The 20,837-nt window shown below is 69.5% G+C and carries 16 protein-coding genes and 2 rRNA genes; 8 read left to right on the top strand and 10 right to left on the bottom strand.

Going from position 1 to position 20,837, the window contains the following annotated elements; translation table 11 throughout:
* Positions 1-141: 141 nt before the first annotated feature.
* The 3 genes from N538_RS0108585 to N538_RS24460 form a co-directional block, all read right to left on the bottom strand.
* The gene (locus N538_RS0108585) at positions 142-606 is read right to left on the bottom strand and encodes a peroxiredoxin (RefSeq protein ID WP_028636974.1); all 465 of its coding nucleotides are present in this window, start codon (positions 604-606) and stop codon (positions 142-144) included.
* A gap of 55 nt (positions 607-661) precedes the next feature.
* Positions 662-2,275, bottom strand: a complete 1,614-nt coding sequence (locus N538_RS0108590) for an AMP-binding protein (protein ID WP_028636975.1) — start codon at positions 2,273-2,275, stop codon at positions 662-664.
* A gap of 96 nt (positions 2,276-2,371) precedes the next feature.
* Entirely contained in the window at positions 2,372-2,815 is a 444-nt protein-coding gene (locus N538_RS24460; protein WP_036569861.1) for a DUF3052 domain-containing protein, read from the bottom strand.
* Between the two features lie 250 nt (positions 2,816-3,065).
* On the opposite strand from N538_RS24460, the gene aceE reads away from it, so the two are divergent.
* Positions 3,066-5,801: a pyruvate dehydrogenase (acetyl-transferring), homodimeric type gene (aceE, locus tag N538_RS0108600; RefSeq protein WP_036569949.1), complete on the top strand. Its 2,736-nt coding sequence runs from the start codon at positions 3,066-3,068 to the stop codon at positions 5,799-5,801.
* A gap of 46 nt (positions 5,802-5,847) precedes the next feature.
* Here aceE and N538_RS24465 read toward each other — a convergent pair whose 3' ends face one another.
* Positions 5,848-6,759 (bottom strand): alpha/beta fold hydrolase, encoded by a 912-nt coding sequence (locus N538_RS24465; protein ID WP_231496167.1) that lies wholly within the window; start codon positions 6,757-6,759, stop codon positions 5,848-5,850.
* 161 nt (positions 6,760-6,920) lie between these two features.
* On the opposite strand from N538_RS24465, the gene N538_RS0108610 reads away from it, so the two are divergent.
* The 7 genes from N538_RS0108610 to N538_RS0108640 all read left to right on the top strand — a co-directional run bounded on the left by N538_RS0108610 (position 6,921) and on the right by N538_RS0108640 (position 13,946).
* Positions 6,921-8,105 carry a PucR family transcriptional regulator gene (locus N538_RS0108610; RefSeq protein ID WP_028636977.1) on the top strand — a complete coding sequence of 395 codons (1,185 nt, stop codon included), beginning with the start codon at positions 6,921-6,923 and terminating at the stop codon, positions 8,103-8,105.
* Positions 8,106-8,185: 80 nt separating this feature from the next.
* Entirely contained in the window at positions 8,186-9,370 is a 1,185-nt protein-coding gene (locus N538_RS0108615; protein WP_028636978.1) for an acyltransferase domain-containing protein, read from the top strand.
* Positions 9,370-10,371 carry a beta-ketoacyl-ACP synthase III gene (locus N538_RS0108620; RefSeq protein ID WP_028636979.1) on the top strand — a complete coding sequence of 334 codons (1,002 nt, stop codon included), beginning with the start codon at positions 9,370-9,372 and terminating at the stop codon, positions 10,369-10,371. The genes N538_RS0108615 and N538_RS0108620 overlap by 1 nt, the downstream gene beginning before the upstream one ends.
* 41 nt (positions 10,372-10,412) lie before the next feature.
* Positions 10,413-10,658, top strand: a complete 246-nt coding sequence (locus N538_RS0108625; RefSeq protein WP_011755445.1) for an acyl carrier protein — start codon at positions 10,413-10,415, stop codon at positions 10,656-10,658.
* A gap of 41 nt (positions 10,659-10,699) precedes the next feature.
* Positions 10,700-11,950, top strand: coding sequence for a beta-ketoacyl-ACP synthase II (fabF, locus tag N538_RS0108630; RefSeq protein ID WP_028636980.1), 1,251 nt, complete (start codon positions 10,700-10,702; stop codon positions 11,948-11,950).
* Positions 11,951-11,973: 23 nt separating this feature from the next.
* The gene (locus N538_RS0108635; protein WP_028636981.1) at positions 11,974-13,410 is read left to right on the top strand and encodes an acyl-CoA carboxylase subunit beta; all 1,437 of its coding nucleotides are present in this window, start codon (positions 11,974-11,976) and stop codon (positions 13,408-13,410) included.
* 47 nt (positions 13,411-13,457) lie between these two features.
* A complete protein-coding gene (locus N538_RS0108640) occupies positions 13,458-13,946 on the top strand; it encodes a hypothetical protein (RefSeq protein WP_155992019.1) in 489 nt (162 codons plus the stop codon).
* Positions 13,947-13,953: 7 nt separating this feature from the next.
* On the opposite strand, the gene N538_RS0108645 is transcribed toward N538_RS0108640, so the two are convergent.
* The 6 genes from N538_RS0108645 to N538_RS0108670 form a co-directional block, all read right to left on the bottom strand.
* On the bottom strand, positions 13,954-14,487 hold the full coding sequence (locus N538_RS0108645) for a DUF3145 domain-containing protein (RefSeq protein WP_051549008.1): 534 nt from the start codon (positions 14,485-14,487) through the stop codon (positions 13,954-13,956).
* Positions 14,488-14,600: 113 nt separating this feature from the next.
* Entirely contained in the window at positions 14,601-15,521 is a 921-nt protein-coding gene (locus N538_RS0108650; RefSeq protein ID WP_028636984.1) for an alpha/beta fold hydrolase, read from the bottom strand.
* A gap of 18 nt (positions 15,522-15,539) precedes the next feature.
* Positions 15,540-16,343, bottom strand: coding sequence for a PP2C family protein-serine/threonine phosphatase (locus N538_RS24470; protein ID WP_081790368.1), 804 nt, complete (start codon positions 16,341-16,343; stop codon positions 15,540-15,542).
* Positions 16,344-16,403: 60 nt separating this feature from the next.
* Positions 16,404-17,345, bottom strand: coding sequence for a hypothetical protein (locus N538_RS0108660; RefSeq protein ID WP_028636985.1), 942 nt, complete (start codon positions 17,343-17,345; stop codon positions 16,404-16,406).
* A gap of 89 nt (positions 17,346-17,434) precedes the next feature.
* Positions 17,435-17,551 (bottom strand): 5S ribosomal RNA (gene rrf / locus N538_RS0108665).
* Positions 17,552-17,670: 119 nt separating this feature from the next.
* Positions 17,671-20,820, bottom strand: a 23S ribosomal RNA gene (locus N538_RS0108670).
* Positions 20,821-20,837: the final 17 nt, after the last annotated feature.

A 20,837-nucleotide genomic window follows, 5' to 3' on the forward strand; every position in this document is an offset into this window, starting at 1 on the left:
ATGAAGTTGAACCGCAGGCGTCTCGGGTCACCTGCGGCTCAACGAGGCCAACAGTAGAGGCGCCGTTCAAGGGCTGTCGCGGGTTCGATTGAAAACCGCAGGATTTCCGCCCGGCCGGTCTAGACCGGAGCGTGAAATGGGTCAGATCACGGCCGTCAGCTGCTGCAGGTGCTCGTCCAGGTCGCGGCCCTCGGGCATCGCGTTGTGGGCCGCCCAGCGGACCTTGCCGTCCCGGTCGACGACGTACGACGAGCGCCTCGGGCAGCCCCGCTGGTCGTCGAAGACGTCGTAGGCCCGGGCGACCTCGCCGTGCGGCCAGAAGTCGGAGAGCAGGGGGAAGTTCAGGCCGTCCTGGTCGGCGAACGCGCGCAGTGCGTAGACCGGGTCGCACGAGATCCCGAGCACCTCGGTGTCGAAGGTCAGGAAGTCCGCGAGCCGGTCGCGGATGCCGGCCATCTCGCCGGTGCAGACCCCGGAGAAGGCGTACGGGTAGAAGAGGATGGCCACCGCCTTCTTCCCGCGGTACGACGACAGCGTGACGTCCTGGCCGAACTGGTCGCGCAGCGTGAAGTCGGGGGCTGCTCCGCCGAGCTCGAGACCGGTCATGCGACCAGTCTTCCACCCGGCACGGACAGCGCCCCACCCGGCAGGAGGTGGGCGGTCAGTCGGTGTCGAGCTCCCGCTTGAGCACCTTGCCGGTGGCGTTGCGCGGCAGCTCGTCGAGGAACACGATCTCGCGCGGCACCTTGTACCGCGCCAGGTTCTCCTTCACGTGTCCCTTGAGCTCGTCCTCGGACACCTCGCTCGAGGTCACCACGAACGCCCGCAGCCGCTTGCCGAAGTCTGCGTCGTCGACGCCGACGGCCGCCACCTCGACCACGGCGGCGTGCCGCATCAGGCAGTCCTCGACCTCCTTCGGGAAGACGTTCTCCCCGCCGGACACGATCATCTCGTCGTCGCGGCCCTCGACGTGCAGCCGGCCGTTCTCGTCGAAGCGGCCCACGTCGCCGGTCGACATCAGCCCGTCGACCACCTCCTTGTGGCCGCCGCCGGTGTAGCCCTCGAACAGCAGCCCGTTGCCGACGAAGATCCGCCCCGTCTCCCCCGCCGGCAGCTCCTGGCCGTCCCCGTCGAGGATCTTCACGATCGTCGCGTACGGCGGCTTGCCGGCGGCCGACGGCGCCTCCCGGAGGTCCACCGGGTCGGCGATGGAGGCGTAGGCGACCTCCGTGGAGCCGTAGATGTTGTAGAGGTTCTCGCCGAAGTGATCCATCCAGTCGGTGGCCAGGTCGCCCGGCAGCGCCGACCCGGACGAGGCGACGACCTGCACGCGGGAGAGGTCGTACCGCGCCAGCGTGTCCTCAGGGAGGGCCATGATCCGCTGCAGCATGACCGGGATCACGACGAGCGAGTCGCAGCGCTCGTCCTGGGTCACCGCCAGGCACTGCTCGGGGTCGAAGCGGCGCCTGAGCACGACCGTCGAGCCGAGCAGCATCGCCATCGCCAGGTGCGCGAAGCCCCAGGTGTGGAACAGCGGCGCGGCGATGTGCGTCCGCCAGCCGTACTTCAGCGGCATCCGGGACAGCAGCGAGACCGCCGCGTCGATCCCGGCCTCGCTGCGCGGCGCGCCCTTGGGGGTGCCGGTCGTGCCCGATGTGAGGATCACGATCCGGCCGTGACGTCCGGGCGGGGTCACGTCGTCGCCGGGCTGGGAGTCGATCAACGCCTCCAGCGTGTGGCCGTCGGCGCCGCCGTCGGTCCAGCCGAGCACCGACGTACCGACGTCGGCCTTCTCCAGGAGGCTGGTGAACTCCTCGTCGTGCACCACCACGGTCGGCTTCTCGCGCTCGAGGACGTCGACGAGCTGCGGGCCGGCGAACGCGGTGTTCAGGTACAGGATGTCGGCTCCGAGCTTCGCCGTCGCGATGCTGGCGTCCACGAAGCCGCGGTGGTTGCGGCACATCAGCGCCACGCTGTCGCCCTCGGAGACGCCCAGCTCCGCGAACGCCCGGGCCAGCGCGTTCGACCGGCGGTGCACGTCGGCGTAGGTCAGCTCACCGAGCTCGTCGACGATCGCCGTACGCCGGGGGTCGAGCAGCGCCGCGGCGGTGAACCCGCCGGCGGGACCGGTGCCCCAGTCCCGGAGGGCCTTGGCGGCCCTGGCCAGCGCCACCGGGTGGTGCGGGCGCAGGACGCCGGCCTGCCCGAGCACCTTCGCGGTGGTGCCCGTGGCGGAGGCCCCGCCGAGAACCTTCTGGAGGACGTCCTGGAGCACGCGTTGCCTTTCCTCGTGGTGTCTGCACCCGTGCAACGAGCGCGGACGGGGATGGTCCCGAGTGACCATTCCCGTGTCCCGGCGAGGCCGAATCCCTCAGGCGGGCGTCTTCGGTGCGATCAGCCTGGTGGCGGCCCAGTCCTTGCTGACGCTCGCGGTGGTGGTCTGCGAGAGGCCCGCGACCGGGGCGGCCTCGGCGATGTCGGCGGGGTCGACGGAGTTGGGGCGGCCCACCTTCGGGGTGAGCAGCCAGATGGCGCCGCCCCCGACCAGGTCGGTGAGCGAGTCGACGAGACTGTCGACGAGGTCGCCGTCCTCGTTGCGGAACCAGAGCAGGACGGCGTCGACCACGTTCCCGTAGTCGCCGTCGACCATGTCGGCGTCGATCCTGTCCTCGATGGCGACCCGGAGGTCGTCGTCGGTGTCGGTGTCCCAGCCCAGCTCCTGCACGACCATCCCGGGCTTGAAGCCCAGTCGGTCGGCCGGACCCGTGGCGGGCCCGTCGGTCTGGGTGGGTCCGCCACCCGGGGTCGCGCTCACCTTGCGCCTCCATTCACACGTCAGTCGACACGTCGGTCGAAGTGGGGAGTAGTCCACCGGAGTTGTGGCAGGGGCGCAACCCGTGTCCACAGCAAGCACCCCTCGGACGCCTACCGCCCAGTAAGGCGACCGGCCGATTTCACGCTCACAGGGTGCGTGCGACGATGGCGGGGTGACCGAAGACGCTGCATCCACCACTGGCACCGATTCGGGTACGGACAAGAAGCGGAACGGCGCTACCGCGACCGTCATCCACGAAGGCCTGCCCACCCAGCTGCCCGACATCGACCCGGACGAGACCCACGACTGGCTCGACTCCTTCGACTCCCTCGTCGACGAGCGCGGCCGCGAGCGCGCGCGCTACGTGATGCTCCGGCTGCTGGAGCGCGCCCGGCAGGCGAACGTCGGCGTCCCCGCGCTGCGGAGCACCGACTACATCAACACCATCCCCCCGGAGCGGGAGCCGTGGTTCCCCGGCGACGAGGAGACCGAGCGCCGGATCCGCGCGTTCATCCGCTGGAACGCCGCCGTGATGGTGTCGTCCGCGAACCGCAAGGGCCTCGAGGTCGGCGGCCACATCGCGACGTACCAGTCCTCCGCCAGCCTGTACGAGGTCGGCTTCAACCACTTCTTCCGCGGCAAGGACCACCCCGGCGGCGGCGACCAGGTCTACTTCCAGGGCCACGCCTCCCCCGGCATCTACGCCCGGGCGTTCCTCGAGGGCCGGCTCAACGAGGAGCAGCTGTACCGGTTCCGCCAGGAGGTGCAGCACGGCCCGCACGCCGGCCTCTCGTCGTACCCCCACCCCCGGCTGATGCCCGACTTCTGGGAGTTCCCGACGGTCTCGATGGGCCTGACCGCCCTGAACTCGATCTACCAGGCCCGGTTCAACCGCTACCTCCACAACCGCGGCATCAAGGACACCGACCAGCAGCGCGTCTGGGCGTTCCTCGGCGACGGGGAGATGGCCGAGCCGGAGTCGCTCGGCGCGATCCGGATCGCGGCGCGCGAGGAGCTCGACAACCTGGTCTGGGTCGTGAACTGCAACCTCCAGCAGCTCGACGGCCCGGTCACCGGCAACGGCAAGATCATCCAGGAGCTCGAGGCGAACTTCCGCGGCGCCGGCTGGAACGTCATCAAGGTCGTGTGGGGTCGTGAGTGGGACCCGCTGCTGGCCCGCGACGTCGACGGCGTGCTGGTCAACCGGATGAACACGACGCCGGACGGCCAGTTCCAGACCTACTCCACCGAGGACGGCGCGTACGTCCGCGAGCACTTCTTCGGCGCCGACCCGCGCCTGCGCAAGATGGTCGAGCACATGACCGACCAGCAGATCGTGAAGCTGCCGCGCGGCGGCCACGACTATCGCAAGGTGTACGCCGCCTTCGACTCGGCCACCCAGCACGTCGGCCAGCCGACCGTGATCCTCGCCAAGACGATCAAGGGCTGGACGATCGACGCCCTCGAGGGCAAGAACGCCACGCACCAGATGAAGAAGCTGACCCCGGACGACCTGAAGAAGTTCCGGGACCGCCTCTACCTCCCGATCTCCGACCGCGACCTCGAGCGCGCCTACGAGGAGACCGGCGCGGCGCCGTTCTTCCACCCGGGCAAGGACTCCCCCGAGATCGAGTACATGATGGAGCGCCGCCGGTCGCTCGGCGGCTCGCTGCCGAGGCGGGTGCTGCGCGCCAAGACGCTCACGCTGCCGGGCGACGAGATGTACGCCGAGCTCAAGCAGGGCGGCGGCAAGCACAAGATCGCCACCACCATGGCCCTCGTCCGGCTCCTCAAGGACTGGATGAAGGACCCGGAGATCGGCAAGCGGATCGTCCCGATCGCCCCGGACGAGTACCGGACCTTCGGCATGGACTCGATGTTCCCGAGCGCGAAGGTCTACAACCCGGGCGGCCAGCAGTACGAGTCGGTCGACCGGAAGTTGTTGCTCTCCTACAAGGAGTCGGCGCAGGGCCAGATGCTCCACGAGGGCATCTCCGAGGCCGGTGGCATGGCTTCGGCGACCGCCGCGGGCTCGGCGTACTCGACCCACGGCGAGCACATGATCCCGTTCTTCATCTTCTACTCGATGTTCGGGTTCCAGCGCACCGGCGACTCCATCTGGGCGATGGCCGACCAGCTCGCGCGCGGCTTCCTGATCGGCGCGACCGCCGGTCGCACGACGCTGACCGGCGAGGGGCTGCAGCACGCCGACGGCCACTCGCCGCTGCTCGCGGCGACCAACCCCGCGGTCGTGCACTACGACCCGGCGTTCGCCTACGAGATCAGCCACATCATGAAGTCCGGCCTGGAGCGGATGTACGGCGAGGGCGGCCCCAACGGCCAGGGCGAGGACGTCATCTTCTACCTCACCGTCTACAACGAGCCGGTGGCCCAGCCGGCCGAGCCGGACGGGGTCGACGCCGAGGGCATCCTCAAGGGCATCCACCACGTCTCGGCCGCCGACGGCGAGGGCCCACGCGCCCAGCTACTGGCCTCGGGCGTCGCCTTCCCGTGGATCAAGGAGGCCCAGGAGATCCTGGCCGAGGAGTGGGGCGTCCGCGCCGACACCTGGTCGGTCACCTCGTGGAACGAGCTCGCGCGCGACGCGGTCGCCGCCGAGGAGTGGAACCTGCTCCACCCGGGCGAGTCGCCGCGCACGGCGTACGTCTCGGACAAGCTGGGCGGCACGTCAGGTCCGGTCGTGGCGGTCTCCGACTACATGCGCGCCGTACCCCTGCAGATCGCGCGGTGGGTCCCGGCCGACTACCGGGTGCTCGGCGCCGATGGCTTCGGGTTCGCCGACACCCGTCCGGCGGCCCGCCGGTTCTTCCACATCGACGCCCAGTCGGTCGTCGTGCAGACCCTGCAGGCGCTGGCCGACGCCGGCGAGATCGAGCGGTCGAAGGTCGAGGAGGCGTTCGCGAAGTACCGCATCGACGACCCGACCGCCGTGTCCGGGGTCAAGCAGGAGGGCGGCGACGCCTGACGTCCCAGCCGGTTGCTGACGTTGTCGGGTGCGACACCCGACAACGTCAGGCCGGCTCGGACACGGCGTGCAGCCTGACCGGTGCCGCGCCGTTGCGCAGCAGCCGGCGGAACCGGGCCCGCGAGTACGACGCGGGCTCGGTCGTGCGGATGAAGTCGTTGACGATCCGCGCGAACCGCTGCGGGTGGTCCTTGTGCGGGAAGTGGCCGGAGTCCGGGATCACCTCGACGCGGGCGTTCGGGGCGAGCTGGGCGGCCGCGTTCGCGTGGCGCACCGGGATGACCCGGTCGTTGCGACCCCACACCACCCACATCGGCATCGCCTCGGTGAGGTAGGCCCGGTCCGCCATGGTGACGATCTGGCCCTGCCAGTCGACGACCGCCCGGACCACGTGACGCACGGCGTGCCGCGCCTGCGGGTCGCGGAACGTGTCGTAGATCTCGGCGACCTCGTCGAGGTCGCGGGTCAGCGAGAGCCCGGTCGCGGACAGGGCCCGCAGGCCGGCCTTGCCGGCGTGGCGGATGCCCGGCAGCGTCAGCACGCTCATCACCTGGCGGAACCCGGGCGTGCTGATCGCGCGGATCGCGGGCGACACGTCGGGACCGAGGCCACCGGAGGCGACCAGCATCAGCCGCTCGGTCCGCTCGGGGAACTGGTAGGCGAACTGCATGGCGACCCCGCCGCCGAAGCTGTGCCCGATCACCGTCGCCTTGTCGATCCCGAGCACCGTCAGCAGGTCGCGCATGCCGTTGGCGAAGCCGCCGAGCGTGTAGTCGGCGCGCGGCTTGTCGCTCTGTCCGTGGCCCAGCAGGTCGGGCGCGATCACCGTGTACCGGCGCGCGAGGGTCTCGATCACCGACTCCCAGGTCGTGTGGTCGCACCCGAGACCGTGCAGCAGCAGCACCGCCGGCCCCGACCCGGCCCGGACGAAGGCGCGGCGATGTCCGTGGATCGTCACGAACTGGACATCCGATCGGTCTGACACCGAGCCTCCCCAGGATGGAACAGCCCGGCGGGCCGTCGAAGTGGATTCAACCAGACGTACCCACGGCACGGGCGCCGGAATCCCTTGATTTACCGGGGTTTTACGCGCTCGGACCGTTCCACTAGCCTCCGAGGGTGACTCCAGGCCAGGCCGCCGCCCCGCAGCGAGCGGCCGACGCCCTGCAACGGGCGACGGGAGCGCTCAGCACCGCCGCGATGGCGCGCATGGACCAGGACATGCCGTGGTTCCGCGACCTGAGCGCCGAGGACCGGTCGTGGGTCGGCGTGATCGTGCAGGCCGGCATCCGCGGCTTCGTCGACTGGTACCGCGAGGGCGACCAGCCCGCCCCCGGTGGGACCGAGATGGTCGCGTCGGTCTTCGGGGTCGCACCGCGCGCGCTCGCGGGCGTCATCAACCTCCAGCAGACCGTCGACCTGGTCCGGCTCTCCATCGAGGTCGTCGAGTCGAACGTCGACACCCTGCTCGAGCCGTCCGACGCGGCCGACGTCCGGGCTGCGGTGCTGCGCTACGCCCGCGAGGTCGCGTTCGCGACCGCCCAGGTCTACGCCCGGGCCGCCGAGCAGCGCGGCGCCTGGGACGCCCGTCTCGAGGCGCTGGTCGTCGACGCCGTGCTCCGCTCCGAGCCCGACGAGACCCTGCTGTCCCGGGCGAGCGCCCTCGGCTGGGCGGGCCGCGGCGAGGTCGCGGTCGTGCTCGGCCCGGTGCCGGCCGACCGCAGCGAGTCGACGACCTTCGAGGAGGTACGCCGATCCGCACGGTCGGCGGGCATGGACGCGCTGTGCGCGGTGCAGGGCGACCGGCTCGTCGTCGTGCTCGGCGGCGTCACCGACCCGCGGGCCGCCGCCGAGACCGTCACCGCGCTGTTCGGCGACGGCCCGGTGGTGGTGGGCCCGGTCGCCGCGGACCTCGGACAGGCCCACGTCTCGGCGCGGGCCGCGCTCTCCGCCCTGCGCGCCGCGCCGGGCTGGCCGCAGGCGCCCCGCCCGGTGCGCAGCACCGACCTGCTGCCCGAGCGCGCGCTGGCCGGCGACGGGCACGCCCGCCGACACCTCATCGACGAGGTGTACCTCCCCCTCCTGCACGCCCGTGGCACGCTGATCGAGACGATCTCGGCGTACTTCGAGCACGGCTCCTCGATCGAGGCGACCGCCCGCGCGCTGTTCGTGCACCCGAACACGGTCCGCTACCGGCTCCGGCAGTCCGCCGAGCTCACCGGCTTCTCCGCCACCGACGCACGGGACGCGTTCACGCTGGAGATCGCCCTGGTGCTCGGCCGCCAGTCCGGCCGGACTTTGTAGGAACCCTACAAAGTTCGCTCGGCGGTTTTCGTGCACGCCCGAGGCGAGGTGGAGGCCCCGCTCCCGGCACAGTTGACCTCGTGCTCGTGATCGTCGCTCCCGGCCAAGGCGCCCAGTCCCCCGGATTCCTCCAGCCCTGGCTCGAGGACCCGACGTTCGCGTCCCGGTTCGACTGGCTCTCCACCGTGGCCGGCCTCGACCTGGCCCACTACGGCACCGAGGCGGACGCCGAGGCCATCCGGGACACCCGGATCGCCCAGCCGCTGCTGGTCGCCACCGGCCTGGTCGCCGCCCTGGAGCTGTTCCCGCACCCCGCCGACGCCTTCCAGCACATCGGTGCGGTCGCCGGCCACAGCGTCGGCGAGATCGCCGCGGCCGCCGGTGCCCGCGTGATCACCGCCGAGCAGGCGATGGTCCTGGTCCGCGAGCGCGGGCGGGCGATGGCGGATGCCGCAGCCGTCACGCCCACCGGCATGACCGCGATCCTCGGCGGTGACCGCGACGAGGTCCTCGCCGTCCTCGACAAGCACGGGCTCACCCCCGCCAACGACAACGGCCCCGGCCAGATCGTCGCCGCGGGCACCATCGAGCAGCTCGCGGCGTTCGCCGAGGACCCGCCGGCCAAGGCCCGGCTGATGCCGCTCAGCGTCGCGGGCGCCTTCCACACCCACCACATGCAGCCCGCCGTCGGCCACCTCGCCGGCCTGGCCCGGTCCGTGTCGGTGCACGACCCGCGGACCCGGCTGATCTCCAACCGCGACGGCCAGGTCGTCCACGACGGTCGCGACGTGCTCGCCCGCATCGTCGGCCAGATCGCAAGCCCGGTCCGCTGGGACCTCTGCCTGGAGACGATGGAGGACCTCGGCGTGACCGGCATCCTCGAGATGCCCCCGGCCGGCACCCTCACCGGCATCGCGAAGCGGGCCCTCAAGGGCGTGGAGACCTTCGCGCTCAAGACCCCGGACCAGCTGGACGACGCCCGGGCGTTCTGCGCCAAGCACGGCGAGGCGTCGGACATGGACGCCTCCCCCACCTGGCGGATGATCGTGTCCCCGGCTAAGGGCACGTTCCACGTGTCGGCCGAGGCGGCCGACCTCGGGGCCCTCTCACCCGGTACGACGATCGGCGACGTCGCCAGCCTGCGCGACCGCACCGCGGTGACCGCGCCGCACGGCGGCCAGGTCGTGGAGTGGCTGGTCGAGGACGGTGACCTGGTCTCACCCGGCCAGCCGCTGCTGCGGCTGCACCCCGAGGGAGGAATGTGATGGCCCCGATCCGCCAGACGACCGGTGCGTCGCACGCGGCGATCCTCGGCATCGGCACCTACCGGCCGTCGCGGATCATCCCGAACGCCGAGGTGGTCGAGGCGATCGACTCCAGCGACGAGTGGATCCAGCAGCGCTCCGGCATCCGCCAGCGGCGCTGGGCGTCGCCCGAGGAGACCGTCCAGTCGATGTCGGTCGACGCCGCGCGGATCGCGCTGGAGCGGGCGCGGGTCGACGCCCGCCAGATCGACTGTGTCATCGTCGCGACCGTCACGCACATGTACCAGACGCCGGCCATCGCGACCGCGATCGCGCACGAGCTCGGCACCGACCAGGCGGCGGCGTTCGACATCTCGGCCGCCTGCGCCGGCTTCTGCCACGGCGTCGCCCTCGCCGCGGACATGGTGCGCGGCGGCAGCGCGGGCCACGTGCTGGTCATCGGCGTCGAGCGCCTCTCCGACCTCACCGACGTCGGCGACCGCGGCACGGCGTTCATCTTCGCCGACGGTGCGGGCGCGGCGGTGGTCGGCCCCAGCGACACCCCGGGCATCGGCCCGGTCGTGTGGGGCTCCGACGGCGAGCAGTTCGACCTGATCCGGCAGAAGGAGGACTGGCGCGACGTCGTCGCCAGCGAGAACCCCCAGATGCCGCACCTGGTCATGCAGGGCAACGCGGTCTTCCGCTGGGCGTCGTTCGCGATGGCGAAGATCGGCCAGCAGGCACTCGATCGCGCGGGCGTCGCCATCGACGACCTCGACGTGTTCGTGCCGCACCAGGCCAACATGCGCATCACCGACGCCATGGCGCGCGCCATGAAGCTGCCCGAGCGGGTGCGGATCGCGCGCGACATCGCCGAGCAGGGCAACACCTCGGCGGCGTCCATCCCGCTCGCCCTCGACCGGATGATCGAGGAGGGCGACGCGCGCAGCGGCGACACGGCCCTCCTGATCGCCTTCGGTGCCGGACTCGCGTACGCCGCGCAGGTCGTCACCGTCCCCTGAAACACCCCGATTTCGCTCACACAACCGAAAGGAAGGGCCCGATGGCCACCACCGAGGAGATCCGCGCCGACCTGGCTGACATCGTCAACGAGGTCGCCGGCATCGACGCCGACGACGTCCAGCTCGACAAGTCGTTCGTCGACGACCTGGACGTGGACTCGCTGTCCATGGTCGAGGTCGTCGTCGCGGCCGAGGAGAAGTTCGGCGTCTCCATCCCCGATGACGAGGTCAAGAACCTCAAGACCGTGGGCGACGCCGTCGCCTTCATCGAGCGCGCCCAGGCCTGAGCCGACCGCGTCGTCGGGCCTGTCGAGACACAAGGAGCACCATGTCGAAGCGAGTCGTCGTCACCGGCCTCGGGACCACCTCTCCCGTGGGCGGCGACGTTCCCACCACCTGGGACGCCCTGGTCAACGGACGCTCGGGCGTCCGGTACCTGACCGACGACTGGGCCGAGGAGATGCCGGTCCGGATCGCCGGCCGGATCGCCGTCGAGCCGACCGAGGTCCTCGAGCGGGTCAAGGCCCGCCGTCTCGACCGGTCCGCGCAGTTCGCGATGGTCGCCGCCATGGAGGCCTGGGCGGACGCCGGGCTCGTGGACGCTGAGCTCGACAACGACCGGCTCGGCGTCGCGATGGCATCCGGTATCGGCGGCGTCACCACGCTCCTCGACAACTACGACACGCTCAAGGCGAAGGGCCCGCGCCGGGTCTCCCCCCTGGCCGTGCCGATGTTGATGCCGAACGCGCCGGCGGCGCAGATCAGCCTGTACGTCGGAGCGCGCGCGGCGGTCATCACGCCGGTGTCGGCGTGCGCGTCCGGCAACGAGGCGATCGCCCACGCCATCGACCAGATCCGGCTCGGCCGGGCCGACGTCGTGGTCGCGGGCGGCACCGAGGCGGCGATCCACCCGCTCCCCATGGCCGCGTTCGCGAACATGATGGCGCTCTCCAAGACCGCCAGTGGGCCGGACGGCGGTGACCCGACGGCGGTGTCGCGGCCGTGGGACCTCGCCCGGGACGGGTTCGTGCTCGGCGAGGGCGCCGGTGTGCTGGTGCTGGAGACGGAGGAGCACGCGAAGGCTCGCGGGGCGCGGATCTACGCGACCGTGCTGGGAGCCGGCATCACCGCCGACTCCCACGACATCGCGCAGCCGGACCCCGAGGGTCGCGGCGGCTCCCGGGCGATCCTGCGGGCGCTCGCGGAGGCCGAGATCAGCCCCAGCGACATCGCGCACGTCAACGCGCACGCGACCTCGACGCCGCAGGGCGACATCGCCGAGGGGCTGATGCTGCACGCCACGCTCGGCGCCCATGCGACCGAGGTCGTGGTCACCAGCACCAAGTCGATGACCGGCCACCTGCTCGGCGGCGCGGGAGCGCTGGAGGCGGTCGCCACGGTGCTGGCACTGCACCACCGGATCGCTCCTCCGACGATCAACCTGGACAACCAGGACCCCCAGGTCGAGCTCGACATCGCGACCAAGGCCCGGGACCTGCCGCTCGGTGACATCGCCGCCCTGAACAACTCCTTCGGCTTCGGCGGCGCGAACGTCGCGGTCGCCTTCGGGTCGGTCTGAGCCACCCCGGAAGGACACTGACCGTGACTGCAGCACCCACGCAAGCGAAGCCCGCGAAGCTCCCCCGCGAGGAGGACCCCCGCAACCCCGTCCACCGGCTCGCCGCGCTGCTCGACGAGGGCACGCTCGAGCTGATCACGCCCGACGACGACTCGGGGATGCTCGCGGCCGTCGGGCAGGTCGACGGCACCCGCGTCGTGGCCTTCTGCTCCGACGCGACCGTGATGGGCGGCGCGATGGGCGACCTGGGCTGCCGGGTCGTCGTCGACGCGTACCACCGCGCGATGACCGACGGGGTCCCGATCATCGGGCTCTGGCACTCCGGCGGCGCCCGGCTCGCCGAGGGCGTCCTCTCGCTGCACGCGGTCGGCCGGATCTTCCACGCGATGACGCAGGCGTCGGGCAAGATCCCGCAGATCTCGGTCGTGCTCGGACCCGCGGCGGGCGGCGCGGCGTACGGTCCCGCCCTCACCGACGTCGTCATCCTCGGGCCCGAGGGCCGGATCTTCGTCACCGGCCCGGACGTCGTGCGCTCGGTGACCGGCGAGGACGTCGACATGCTGCGGCTCGGCGGGCCCGAGCCGCACGGTCGCCGCTCCGGGGTCGTGCACATCCTCACCGAGTCCGAGCGGGAGGCGCTGGACCGCGCCCGCGGCGTCGCGTCGCTGCTCGGGTCCCAGGGCAGCATGAAGGTCGACGCCGTGGAGGACCGTGATCTCGAGGCGCTCCTCCCCGAGTCCAAGAAGCGGGCGTACGACGTGCACCCGCTCGTCGAGTCACTCCTCGACGAGGGCACCACCCAGGAGCTGCACGCCCGCTGGGCGCCCAACATCGTCACCGCCCTCGGCCGGCTCGGCGGCCGCACCGTCGGCGTGGTCGCCAACAACCCGCTCCGCCTCGGCGGCTGCCTGGACTCCCTCTCCGCGGAGAAGGCCAGCAGGTTCGTGCGCCTGTGCGACGCGCTCGGCGTGCCGCTCGTCGTCGTGGTCGACGTGCCCGGCTACCTGCCCGGCGTGGGCCAGGAGTGGGACGGCGTCGTGCGCCGCGGCGCGAAGCTGCTGCACGCGTTCGGCGAGTGCGTGGTCCCGCGGGTCACGCTGGTGACCCGGAAGACGTACGGCGGCGCCTACATCGCGATGAACGCCCGCTCGCTCGGCGCCACGAAGGTGTTCGCCTGGCCGGGCGCGGAGGTAGCGGTGATGGGGCCGGTGGCGGCCATCCGGATCCTCCACCGGCGCCGGCTCGCCGACGTCGCTCCCGACATCCGGCCCCAGGTCGAGGCCGAGCTCGCGGCCGAGCACGAGCGGATCGCCGGCGGCGTGGAGAGGGCCGTCGAGATCGGCGTGGTCGACGAGATCGTGCGGCCGGACGCGACCCGGGGCGCGATCGCCCGGGCCATCGAGGATGCGGTCCAGAGCGTCGGCGTACGTCGCGGCGCGCACGGCAACATCCCGCTCTGACCGCCGGCGGGCGTAACCGCGCGGACGGGTCCCGCGTTGGACGGTGCATGACGCCCGTCACACGCTCGGGGATGGTGCTCGGGTGCGCCGCGCTCGCCGCCGGCGTGCTGACCGCCGTCCCGGCTTCGGCAGATCCGCCGCCCGACCCGGTCTCGGGGCTGGTCGGACCGCTGCTCGGCCAGAAGGGGGACGGCGGTCGGCATCAGCGCGACCGCAGCGAGCGGGGATACACCAGCGCCGAGGACGGCGTGCTGAGGGCGGGCTGCCACAACCACCGCTACCGCTACGCCGTCGAGGTCCGGACGGACGACTGGACGCTGGAGACCTTCCTGGACGACCGCACCGGGGACACCGTGTCCTCGGGGACCTTCTCCTCCGACTCCGACCCCCGTCGGACCCACTCGACCTTCCGCTTCTGCCGCTACTCGACGTACGCCGGCAGGTTCAAGATCCGGGCGAAGCTGACCTGGTACAACGACGCCGGCGACCACACGGCGTGGTTCCAACCGTCGTACTTCCGGCTGCGCCGGCCCTAGTTCCCGCTCAGACGACCTGGTGCAGCCAGCGGACCGGAGCGCCCTCGCCGGCGTGCCGGAACGTCTCGAGCTCGTCGTCCCACGGCTTGCCGAGGAGCTTGTCGATCTCGACCAGCAGGGTGGTGTCACCCAGCGCGGCCTTGACCACCGCGGCCTTGAGCCGGTCCTCGGGGATCATGATGTCGCCGTGCAGGCCGGTGACGGCGTGGAAGACGCCGAGCTCGGGGGTGTAGGAGTAGCGCGCGCCCTCGGAGCCGGCGGTCGGCTCCTCGGTGATCTCGAAGCGCAGGTGGTTCCAGCCGCGCAGCGCGGAGGCGACGGCCGCGGCCGCCCCGACGTCACCGGCCCAGGAGAGCTCGGCGCGGTAGGCACCCGACTGCGCCGGCTGGGGGGTCCAGTCCAGGCTCACGGGCACGCCCAGGACACCGCTGACGGCCCACTCGATGTGCGGGCACAGCGCGGACGGCGCTGAGTGGACGTACAGGACGCCCCTCGTCGCGGTGCGGGTGGCAGTGCGTGCGGTCACCGTGACCTCCTTCATCTCCGGCGCGAGATGCGCCTTCCCCAGCGGTCTCAGCGGAGATGAGCAGTCGAAGTGACAGCGATGTAGTTGTGCCGACCATTGTGGCGCATGTGGCCCCTGAACACCAGTGATCAGTGAGGTACGGCGGTGGCGCGTCGCGGACCGAGGTCCATCAGGGTCTCGATGACGTCCTGGGCGATCCCGAGTCCGCCGAGGTGGCTCTCGCCGTCGATCGTCGTCATCGTGGCGTCCGGGAGGCGGTCGACGACGTGCTGCCCGTGGCGGAACGGCACGATGTGGTCGGCGTCGCCGTGCCACCACCGCACGGGCACGCGCACGTCGCCGGCCTCGAAGCCCCAGGGCCGGGTGAAGAGGATCAGGTCGTTGATGGGGGCCGAGGTCTGGAACCGGCTGCCGTTGAGCAGGTCGTCGAGGAACATCGCCTTGAACTCCGGCCGGGACAGCAGGTTCTTGTCCCCGGGCGGCTGCAGGGCGGCGTACAGGTCGAGCGCGGGGCCGGCGAGCGGGCGGACCAGCCGGATGCCCTGGGTCAGCGCCACCCCGAGCGGCACCCGGGCCGCGACGAGGAGCGGGGCCACCAGGACCGCGAGCTGGATGATGCCGCCGTCGATCGCGTCGTCGCCCTGGGTCGGCGCGACGCCGCCGAGGACGCCCACGCCGTGCACCCGGTCGGGCAGCGCGGCACCCGCCGCGAGCGCGTAGGGCCCGCCGCCGGAGAGCCCGATCAGCCGGACGGTGTCGATCGCGAGCGTGTCCAGCACGACCTCGAGGTCGTGGGTCCAGTCCACGACGTCCGGGTAGAGGTACGGCGTCGACGAGCCGATGCCGGGTCGGTCCAGGCCGATGATCCGCACGCCCTGGCGCGCGGCGTACTCACGCACCTCGAGCGGGATCTGTCGGCGCGCACCGGGCGTCCCGTGCATCCACACGATCGCCGGCCCGCGGCGCGGGCCGTACTCGGCGAAGCTCAGCCGTCGCGCGTCGCGCACCGCGATCGTGCCCTCGAGGGCGGGACGGCGCACGTTGCTCATGCCCGGCAGTGTCCCACCTCAGCAGGTCCGGACCGCGGCGGGATCCACGATGTTGCCGATCTCACGTACCGCGCCGAGCAGCTGTCCGTCGCCCACGACCTCCGGGCCGTCCACGACGTCGAGCACCAGGCAGGTGACGTTGTCCTTGCCGCCGGCGGCCAGCGCTGCCTGCACCAGCACGGCGGCCGCCGAGTGCGGATCCCGGGTCCGGAGCAGCTCGGCGACCACCTCGTCCGGCACCAGGTCGGTCAGGCCGTCGCTGCACAGCAGCAGCCGGTCCCCCGGGAGGACGGGCACGGGCAGCAGGTCGACGCCCGGGTCCAGCGGATCGCCGTCCACGGACCGGAGCACGACGTTGCGCCAAGGGTGCTGCCACGCCGCGCCCGGCTCGAGCCGGCCGCTGTCGACCAACCCCTGGACGTAGGTGTGGTCGCGCGAGAGCTGCGTCAGCTCGCCGTCGCGGAACAGGTAGGCGCGTGAGTCGCCGACGTGCCCGAGCGCCACTCGTTCGCCGTCGCACACGAGCACGGTCAGGGTGGTCGCCATCCCGAGACGGCGCAGGTCGGTCTGGACGCCGAGCTGCACGCTCGCCCGGGCCGCCTCCGCGCCGTCGCGGATGACGAGCTCCGGCACCTCACCGAACCTGGCGAGCGCGGTCGCGGCCATGGCGTAGGTCGCCGTCGCGGAGGCGACCTCCCCGGCCGCCGCTCCCCCGACCCCGTCAGCGACCACCGCGACGTAGGGGCCGACGAACGCGGAGTCCTCGTTGTCCGGGCGCGCCAGACCCACATCACTGACGCCGGCACCCGAGAAACGCAGCATCGAGGTCCTCCTCGCGGACTGTCGTCGCAGTAAATCCCGCCCGGCGGGACCCGTCAAGCCTCAGCCGAGACGCTTCTCCAGGGCTTCGGCCCGCACGTCGGCGTCGGTGAGCTGGTCGCTGTCGATCGCGTGGGTGCGGTGGAACCAGGCCAGCGCGTCCTGGTCGCGGCCGGCCGCCTCGAGGGTGTCGGCGTACGCGTAGCGCAACCGCACGACCCACGACGAGCGGCTCTTCGAGGTCAGCGGGGCGAGCTCGAGCGTGCGGAGGGCAGCGTCCAACTGGCCGAGGTCCCGGCGCGCACCGGCCTCGACGATCGTCATCTCGGCCTTCGCCTCGGGGGCGAAGTTCGCGACCGAGGGGCTCTTGGCCAGCTTGAGCGCGTCCTGCGGCTTCCCGAGCGCCCGGTGGCAGTCGGCCATGATCGGCAGGTACGCCGTCGCGCCGTTCATCCGCTTGGCGGCCCTGAGCTCGGCGAGCGCCTCGGCGTAGTGACCGGCGGCGTAGGCCGCCTCGCCGGTGGCCTCCCGGACCACGGCCAGGCGCGGGGCGCGCGCCCGCGCGGCCAGCGTGTGCTGGTACGCCGTCTCGGGGTCCTCGTCGATCAGCAGCCCGGCCGCGGCCAGGTGCCGGGCGACCCGGGCCGCGAGCTTCTCCGGCAGGCCCTTGAGCTGGGCGGAGACAGCCCGGTCGAGCTCCTGGCCGGTGATATCCGCGGGCAGGTCCGGACCGTCGTAGACGGCCTGGTCGGCCGTCCGGGTCGCCTGCTTGTCGACCGGCTTGCGCCAGTCGCCCTTGCGGACCGGCCGCTTGCCGGCGGGCGCCTTCCCGCGCGGCTTGTCGAAGGACTCCGACTTCCCGGATGCGCGGACCGACGACTTGCCGCCCGCTGCCGGCCGGCCCTTGCCGTCCGGCTTGCCGCCGCGGGCGGGGGGTTTGCCCCGTCCGCCGGAGCTGCCGGTGGACCCGCCGGTGGAACGCTGGGGGCGACGTTGGTCGGCCATGACGGTGATCTCCTGGGTCGTGGGACTGGGGAACGGGGCCCCAAATGCATCGTAGGGGCCACCTGACGGTGGCCCCTACGGGAAAGAATGTCCGGCGGCGTCCTACTCTCCCACAACCTCTCGGTTGCAGTACCATCGGCGCTGAAAGGCTTAACTTCCGGGTTCGGGATGGGACCGGGTGTTTCCCTTTCGCCATGGCCGCCGTAACTCTAGTTGGAGTGCAGCGCGACCCTTCGGGCCGGCGCACATCCAAAGCCACTGTTCTGTTGTGGTGGATCTGCTGGATCGTGGACGCGAGCGAGGTGTTGTCTTGGTTGAGGGTTTGTAAGACAAGCCCTCGGCCTATTAGTACCGGTCGGCTGGGCATTGCTGCTGTACACCTCCGGCCTATCAACCCAGTGTTCTGCTGGGGGCCTTACCCCCTCGAGGGGGTGGGAAACCTCATCTTGAAACGTGCTTCCCGCTTAGATGCATTCAGCGGTTATCACTTCCGAACGTAGCTAACCAGCCGTGCCCCTGGCGGGACAACTGGCACACCAGAGGTTCGTCCATCCCGGTCCTCTCGTACTAGGGACAGCCTTTCTCAAGTTTCCTGCGCGCGCGGCGGATAGGGACCGAACTGTCTCACGACGTTCTAAACCCAGCTCGCGTGCCGCTTTAATGGGCGAACAGCCCAACCCTTGGGACCTACTCCAGCCCCAGGATGCGACGAGCCGACATCGAGGTGCCAAACCATCCCGTCGATATGGACTCTTGGGGAAGATCAGCCTGTTATCCCCGGGGTACCTTTTATCCGTTGAGCGACGTCGCTTCCACATGCCGACGCCGGATCACTAGTTCCGACTTTCGTCCCTGCTCGACATGTCTGTCTCACAGTCAAGCTCCCTTGTGCACTTACACTCAACACCTGATTGCCAACCAGGCTGAGGGAACCTTTGAGCGCCTCCGTTACATTTTAGGAGGCAACCGCCCCAGTTAAACTACCCATCAGGCACTGTCCCTGAACCAGATCATGGTCCTAGGTTAGACATCTAGTACGACCAGAGTGGTATTTCAACGTTGACTCCACACTCACTGGCGTGAATGCTTCACAGTCTCCCACCTATCCTACACAAGCCGAACCAAACACCAATACCAAACTATAGTAAAGGTCCCGGGGTCTTTCCGTCCTGCCGCGCGTAACGAGCATCTTTACTCGTAGTGCAATTTCGCCGAGTCCACGGTTGAGACAGCGCCCAAGTCGTTACTCCATTCGTGCAGGTCGGAACTTACCCGACAAGGAATTTCGCTACCTTAGGATGGTTATAGTTACCACCGCCGTTTACTGGGGCTTAAGTTCTCCGCTTCGATACCCGAAGGTATCTGACAGGTCCCCTTAACCTTCCAGCACCGGGCAGGAGTCAGTCCGTATACATCGTCTTACAACTTCGCACGGACCTGTGTTTTTAGTAAACAGTCGCTTGGGCCTGGTCTCTGCGGCCATCACCGCTTCGCAGAGCTAGTCTGCTCACGGATCCGGCCCCCCTTCTCCCGAAGTTACGGGGGCATTTTGCCGAGTTCCTTAACCATGGTTCGCTCGATCGCCTTGGTATTCTCTACCTGATCACCTGAGTCGGTTTGGGGTACGGGCGGCGCGTAGCTCGCTAGAGGTTTTTCTCGACAGCATAGGATCACCCACTTCACCCATACGGGCTCGGCATCACATCTCAGGGTCGTGATCGAACACAGCAGCCCGGATTTGCCTGGACTGCCCCCTACCTGCTTACCCGTGGACAACCATCGCCACGGTTGGGCTACCTTCCTGCGTCACCCCATCGCTTGACTACTACCAGATCGGGTCCCACGCTCCGCCCACCGGCCTCGCCCCGAAGGGTCCGGTCCGATGAGTTTCGGGTGGTTAGCATCACCGGGTTCGTCATGGGCGCTACTTTGCCGGTACGGGAATATCAACCCGTTGTCCATCGACTACGCCTGTCGGCCTCGCCTTAGGTCCCGACTTACCCAGGGCAGATTAGCTTGACCCTGGAACCCTTGATCATTCGGCGGCAATGTTTCTCACATTGCATTCGCTACTCATGCCTGCATTCTCACTCGTGTCGCGTCCACCCCTGGATCACTCCGAGGCTTCACTCGCGACACGACGCTCCCCTACCCATCCACACACCTGGACCCACAACCGTGGGCCGAGTTGACGCATGAATGCCATAGCTTCGGCGGATGACTTGAGCCCCGCTACATTGTCGGCGCGGAATCACTTGACCAGTGAGCTATTACGCACTCTTTCAAGGGTGGCTGCTTCCAAGCCAACCTCCTGGTTGTCACTGCGACTCCACATCCTTTTCCACTTAGTCACCGCTTAGGGGCCTTAGCTGATGGTCTGGGCTGTTTCCCTCTCGACTACGGAGCTTATCCCCCGCAGTCTCACTGCTGCGCTCTCACTTACCGGCATTCGGAGTTTGGCTAACGTCAGTAACCTGGTAGGGCCCATCGGCTATCCAGTGCTCTACCTCCGGCAAGAAACACGCAACGCTGCACCTAAATGCATTTCGGGGAGAACCAGCTATCACGGAGTTTGATTGGCCTTTCACCCCTATCCACAGGTCATCCCCTCAGTTTTCAACCTAAGTGGGTTCGGTCCTCCACGCGGTCTTACCCGCGCTTCAACCTGCCCATGGATAGATCACTCCGCTTCGGGTCTTGATCGTGCTACTCAAACGCCCTCTTCGGACTCGCTTTCGCTACGGCTCCCCCACACGGGTTAACCTCGCAACACAACGCAAACTCGCAGGCTCATTCTTCAAAAGGCACGCCGTCACCCCAACACCCACATAACATAGCGGTGGGCAGCCGGGCTCCGACGGATTGTAGGCACACGGTTTCAGGTACTATTTCACTCCCCGCCAGGGGTACTTTTCACCTTTCCCTCACGGTACTTGTCCGCTATCGGTCATCAAGGAGTATTTAGGCTTAACGGGTGGTCCCGCCAGATTCACACGGAATTTCAGGAGTTCCGTGTTACTTGGGAACACACTCCAGAGTCACGCACTTACACTTACGGGGCTATCACCCTCTACGGCGCCACTTTCCAGCGGACTTCAACTTCACACGCGATTTCTTACTCTGTCACACGCCGGCAGACATGTATGAATGGTCCCACAACCCCCCATGCGCAACCCCTGCCGGGTATCACACGCATAAGGTTTAGCCTCCTCCGATTTCGCTCGCCACTACTCTCGGAATCACTATTGTTTTCTCTTCCTGTGGGTACTGAGATGTTTCACTTCCCCACGTTCCCTCCACACACCCTATACATTCAGGCGCGGGTAACACGACATGACTCGTGCTGGGTTCCCCCATTCGGACACCCCCGGATCACAGCTCGGTTGCCAACTCCCCAGGGCTTATCGCAGGCTCCTACGTCCTTCATCGGCTCTTGATGCCAAGGCATCCACCATGTGCCCTTCATAGCTTGTCTCACAAACACTCAACAAA

It is taken from the genome of Nocardioides sp. URHA0032, assembly GCF_000620645.1.
Taxonomy (GTDB): Bacteria; Actinomycetota; Actinomycetes; order Propionibacteriales; family Nocardioidaceae; genus Nocardioides.

Bases quoted from the DNA above. Each gene is read 5' to 3' on its own strand.
- N538_RS0108660 (WP_028636985.1), bottom strand. From the start codon at position 17,345: ATGGCCGACCAACGTCGCCCCCAGCGTTCCACCGGCGGGTCCACCGGC.
- N538_RS0108650 (WP_028636984.1), bottom strand. From the start codon at position 15,521: ATGAGCAACGTGCGCCGTCCCGCCCTCGAGGGCACGATCGCGGTGCGC.
- fabF (WP_028636980.1), top strand. From the start codon at position 10,700: ATGTCGAAGCGAGTCGTCGTCACCGGCCTCGGGACCACCTCTCCCGTG.
- N538_RS0108585 (WP_028636974.1), bottom strand. From the start codon at position 606: ATGACCGGTCTCGAGCTCGGCGGAGCAGCCCCCGACTTCACGCTGCGC.
- N538_RS0108625 (WP_011755445.1), top strand. From the start codon at position 10,413: ATGGCCACCACCGAGGAGATCCGCGCCGACCTGGCTGACATCGTCAAC.
- N538_RS24470 (WP_081790368.1), bottom strand. From the start codon at position 16,343: ATGCTGCGTTTCTCGGGTGCCGGCGTCAGTGATGTGGGTCTGGCGCGC.
- N538_RS0108640 (WP_155992019.1), top strand. From the start codon at position 13,458: ATGACGCCCGTCACACGCTCGGGGATGGTGCTCGGGTGCGCCGCGCTC.
- N538_RS0108645 (WP_051549008.1), bottom strand. From the start codon at position 14,487: ATGAAGGAGGTCACGGTGACCGCACGCACTGCCACCCGCACCGCGACG.
- N538_RS0108620 (WP_028636979.1), top strand. From the start codon at position 9,370: ATGGCCCCGATCCGCCAGACGACCGGTGCGTCGCACGCGGCGATCCTC.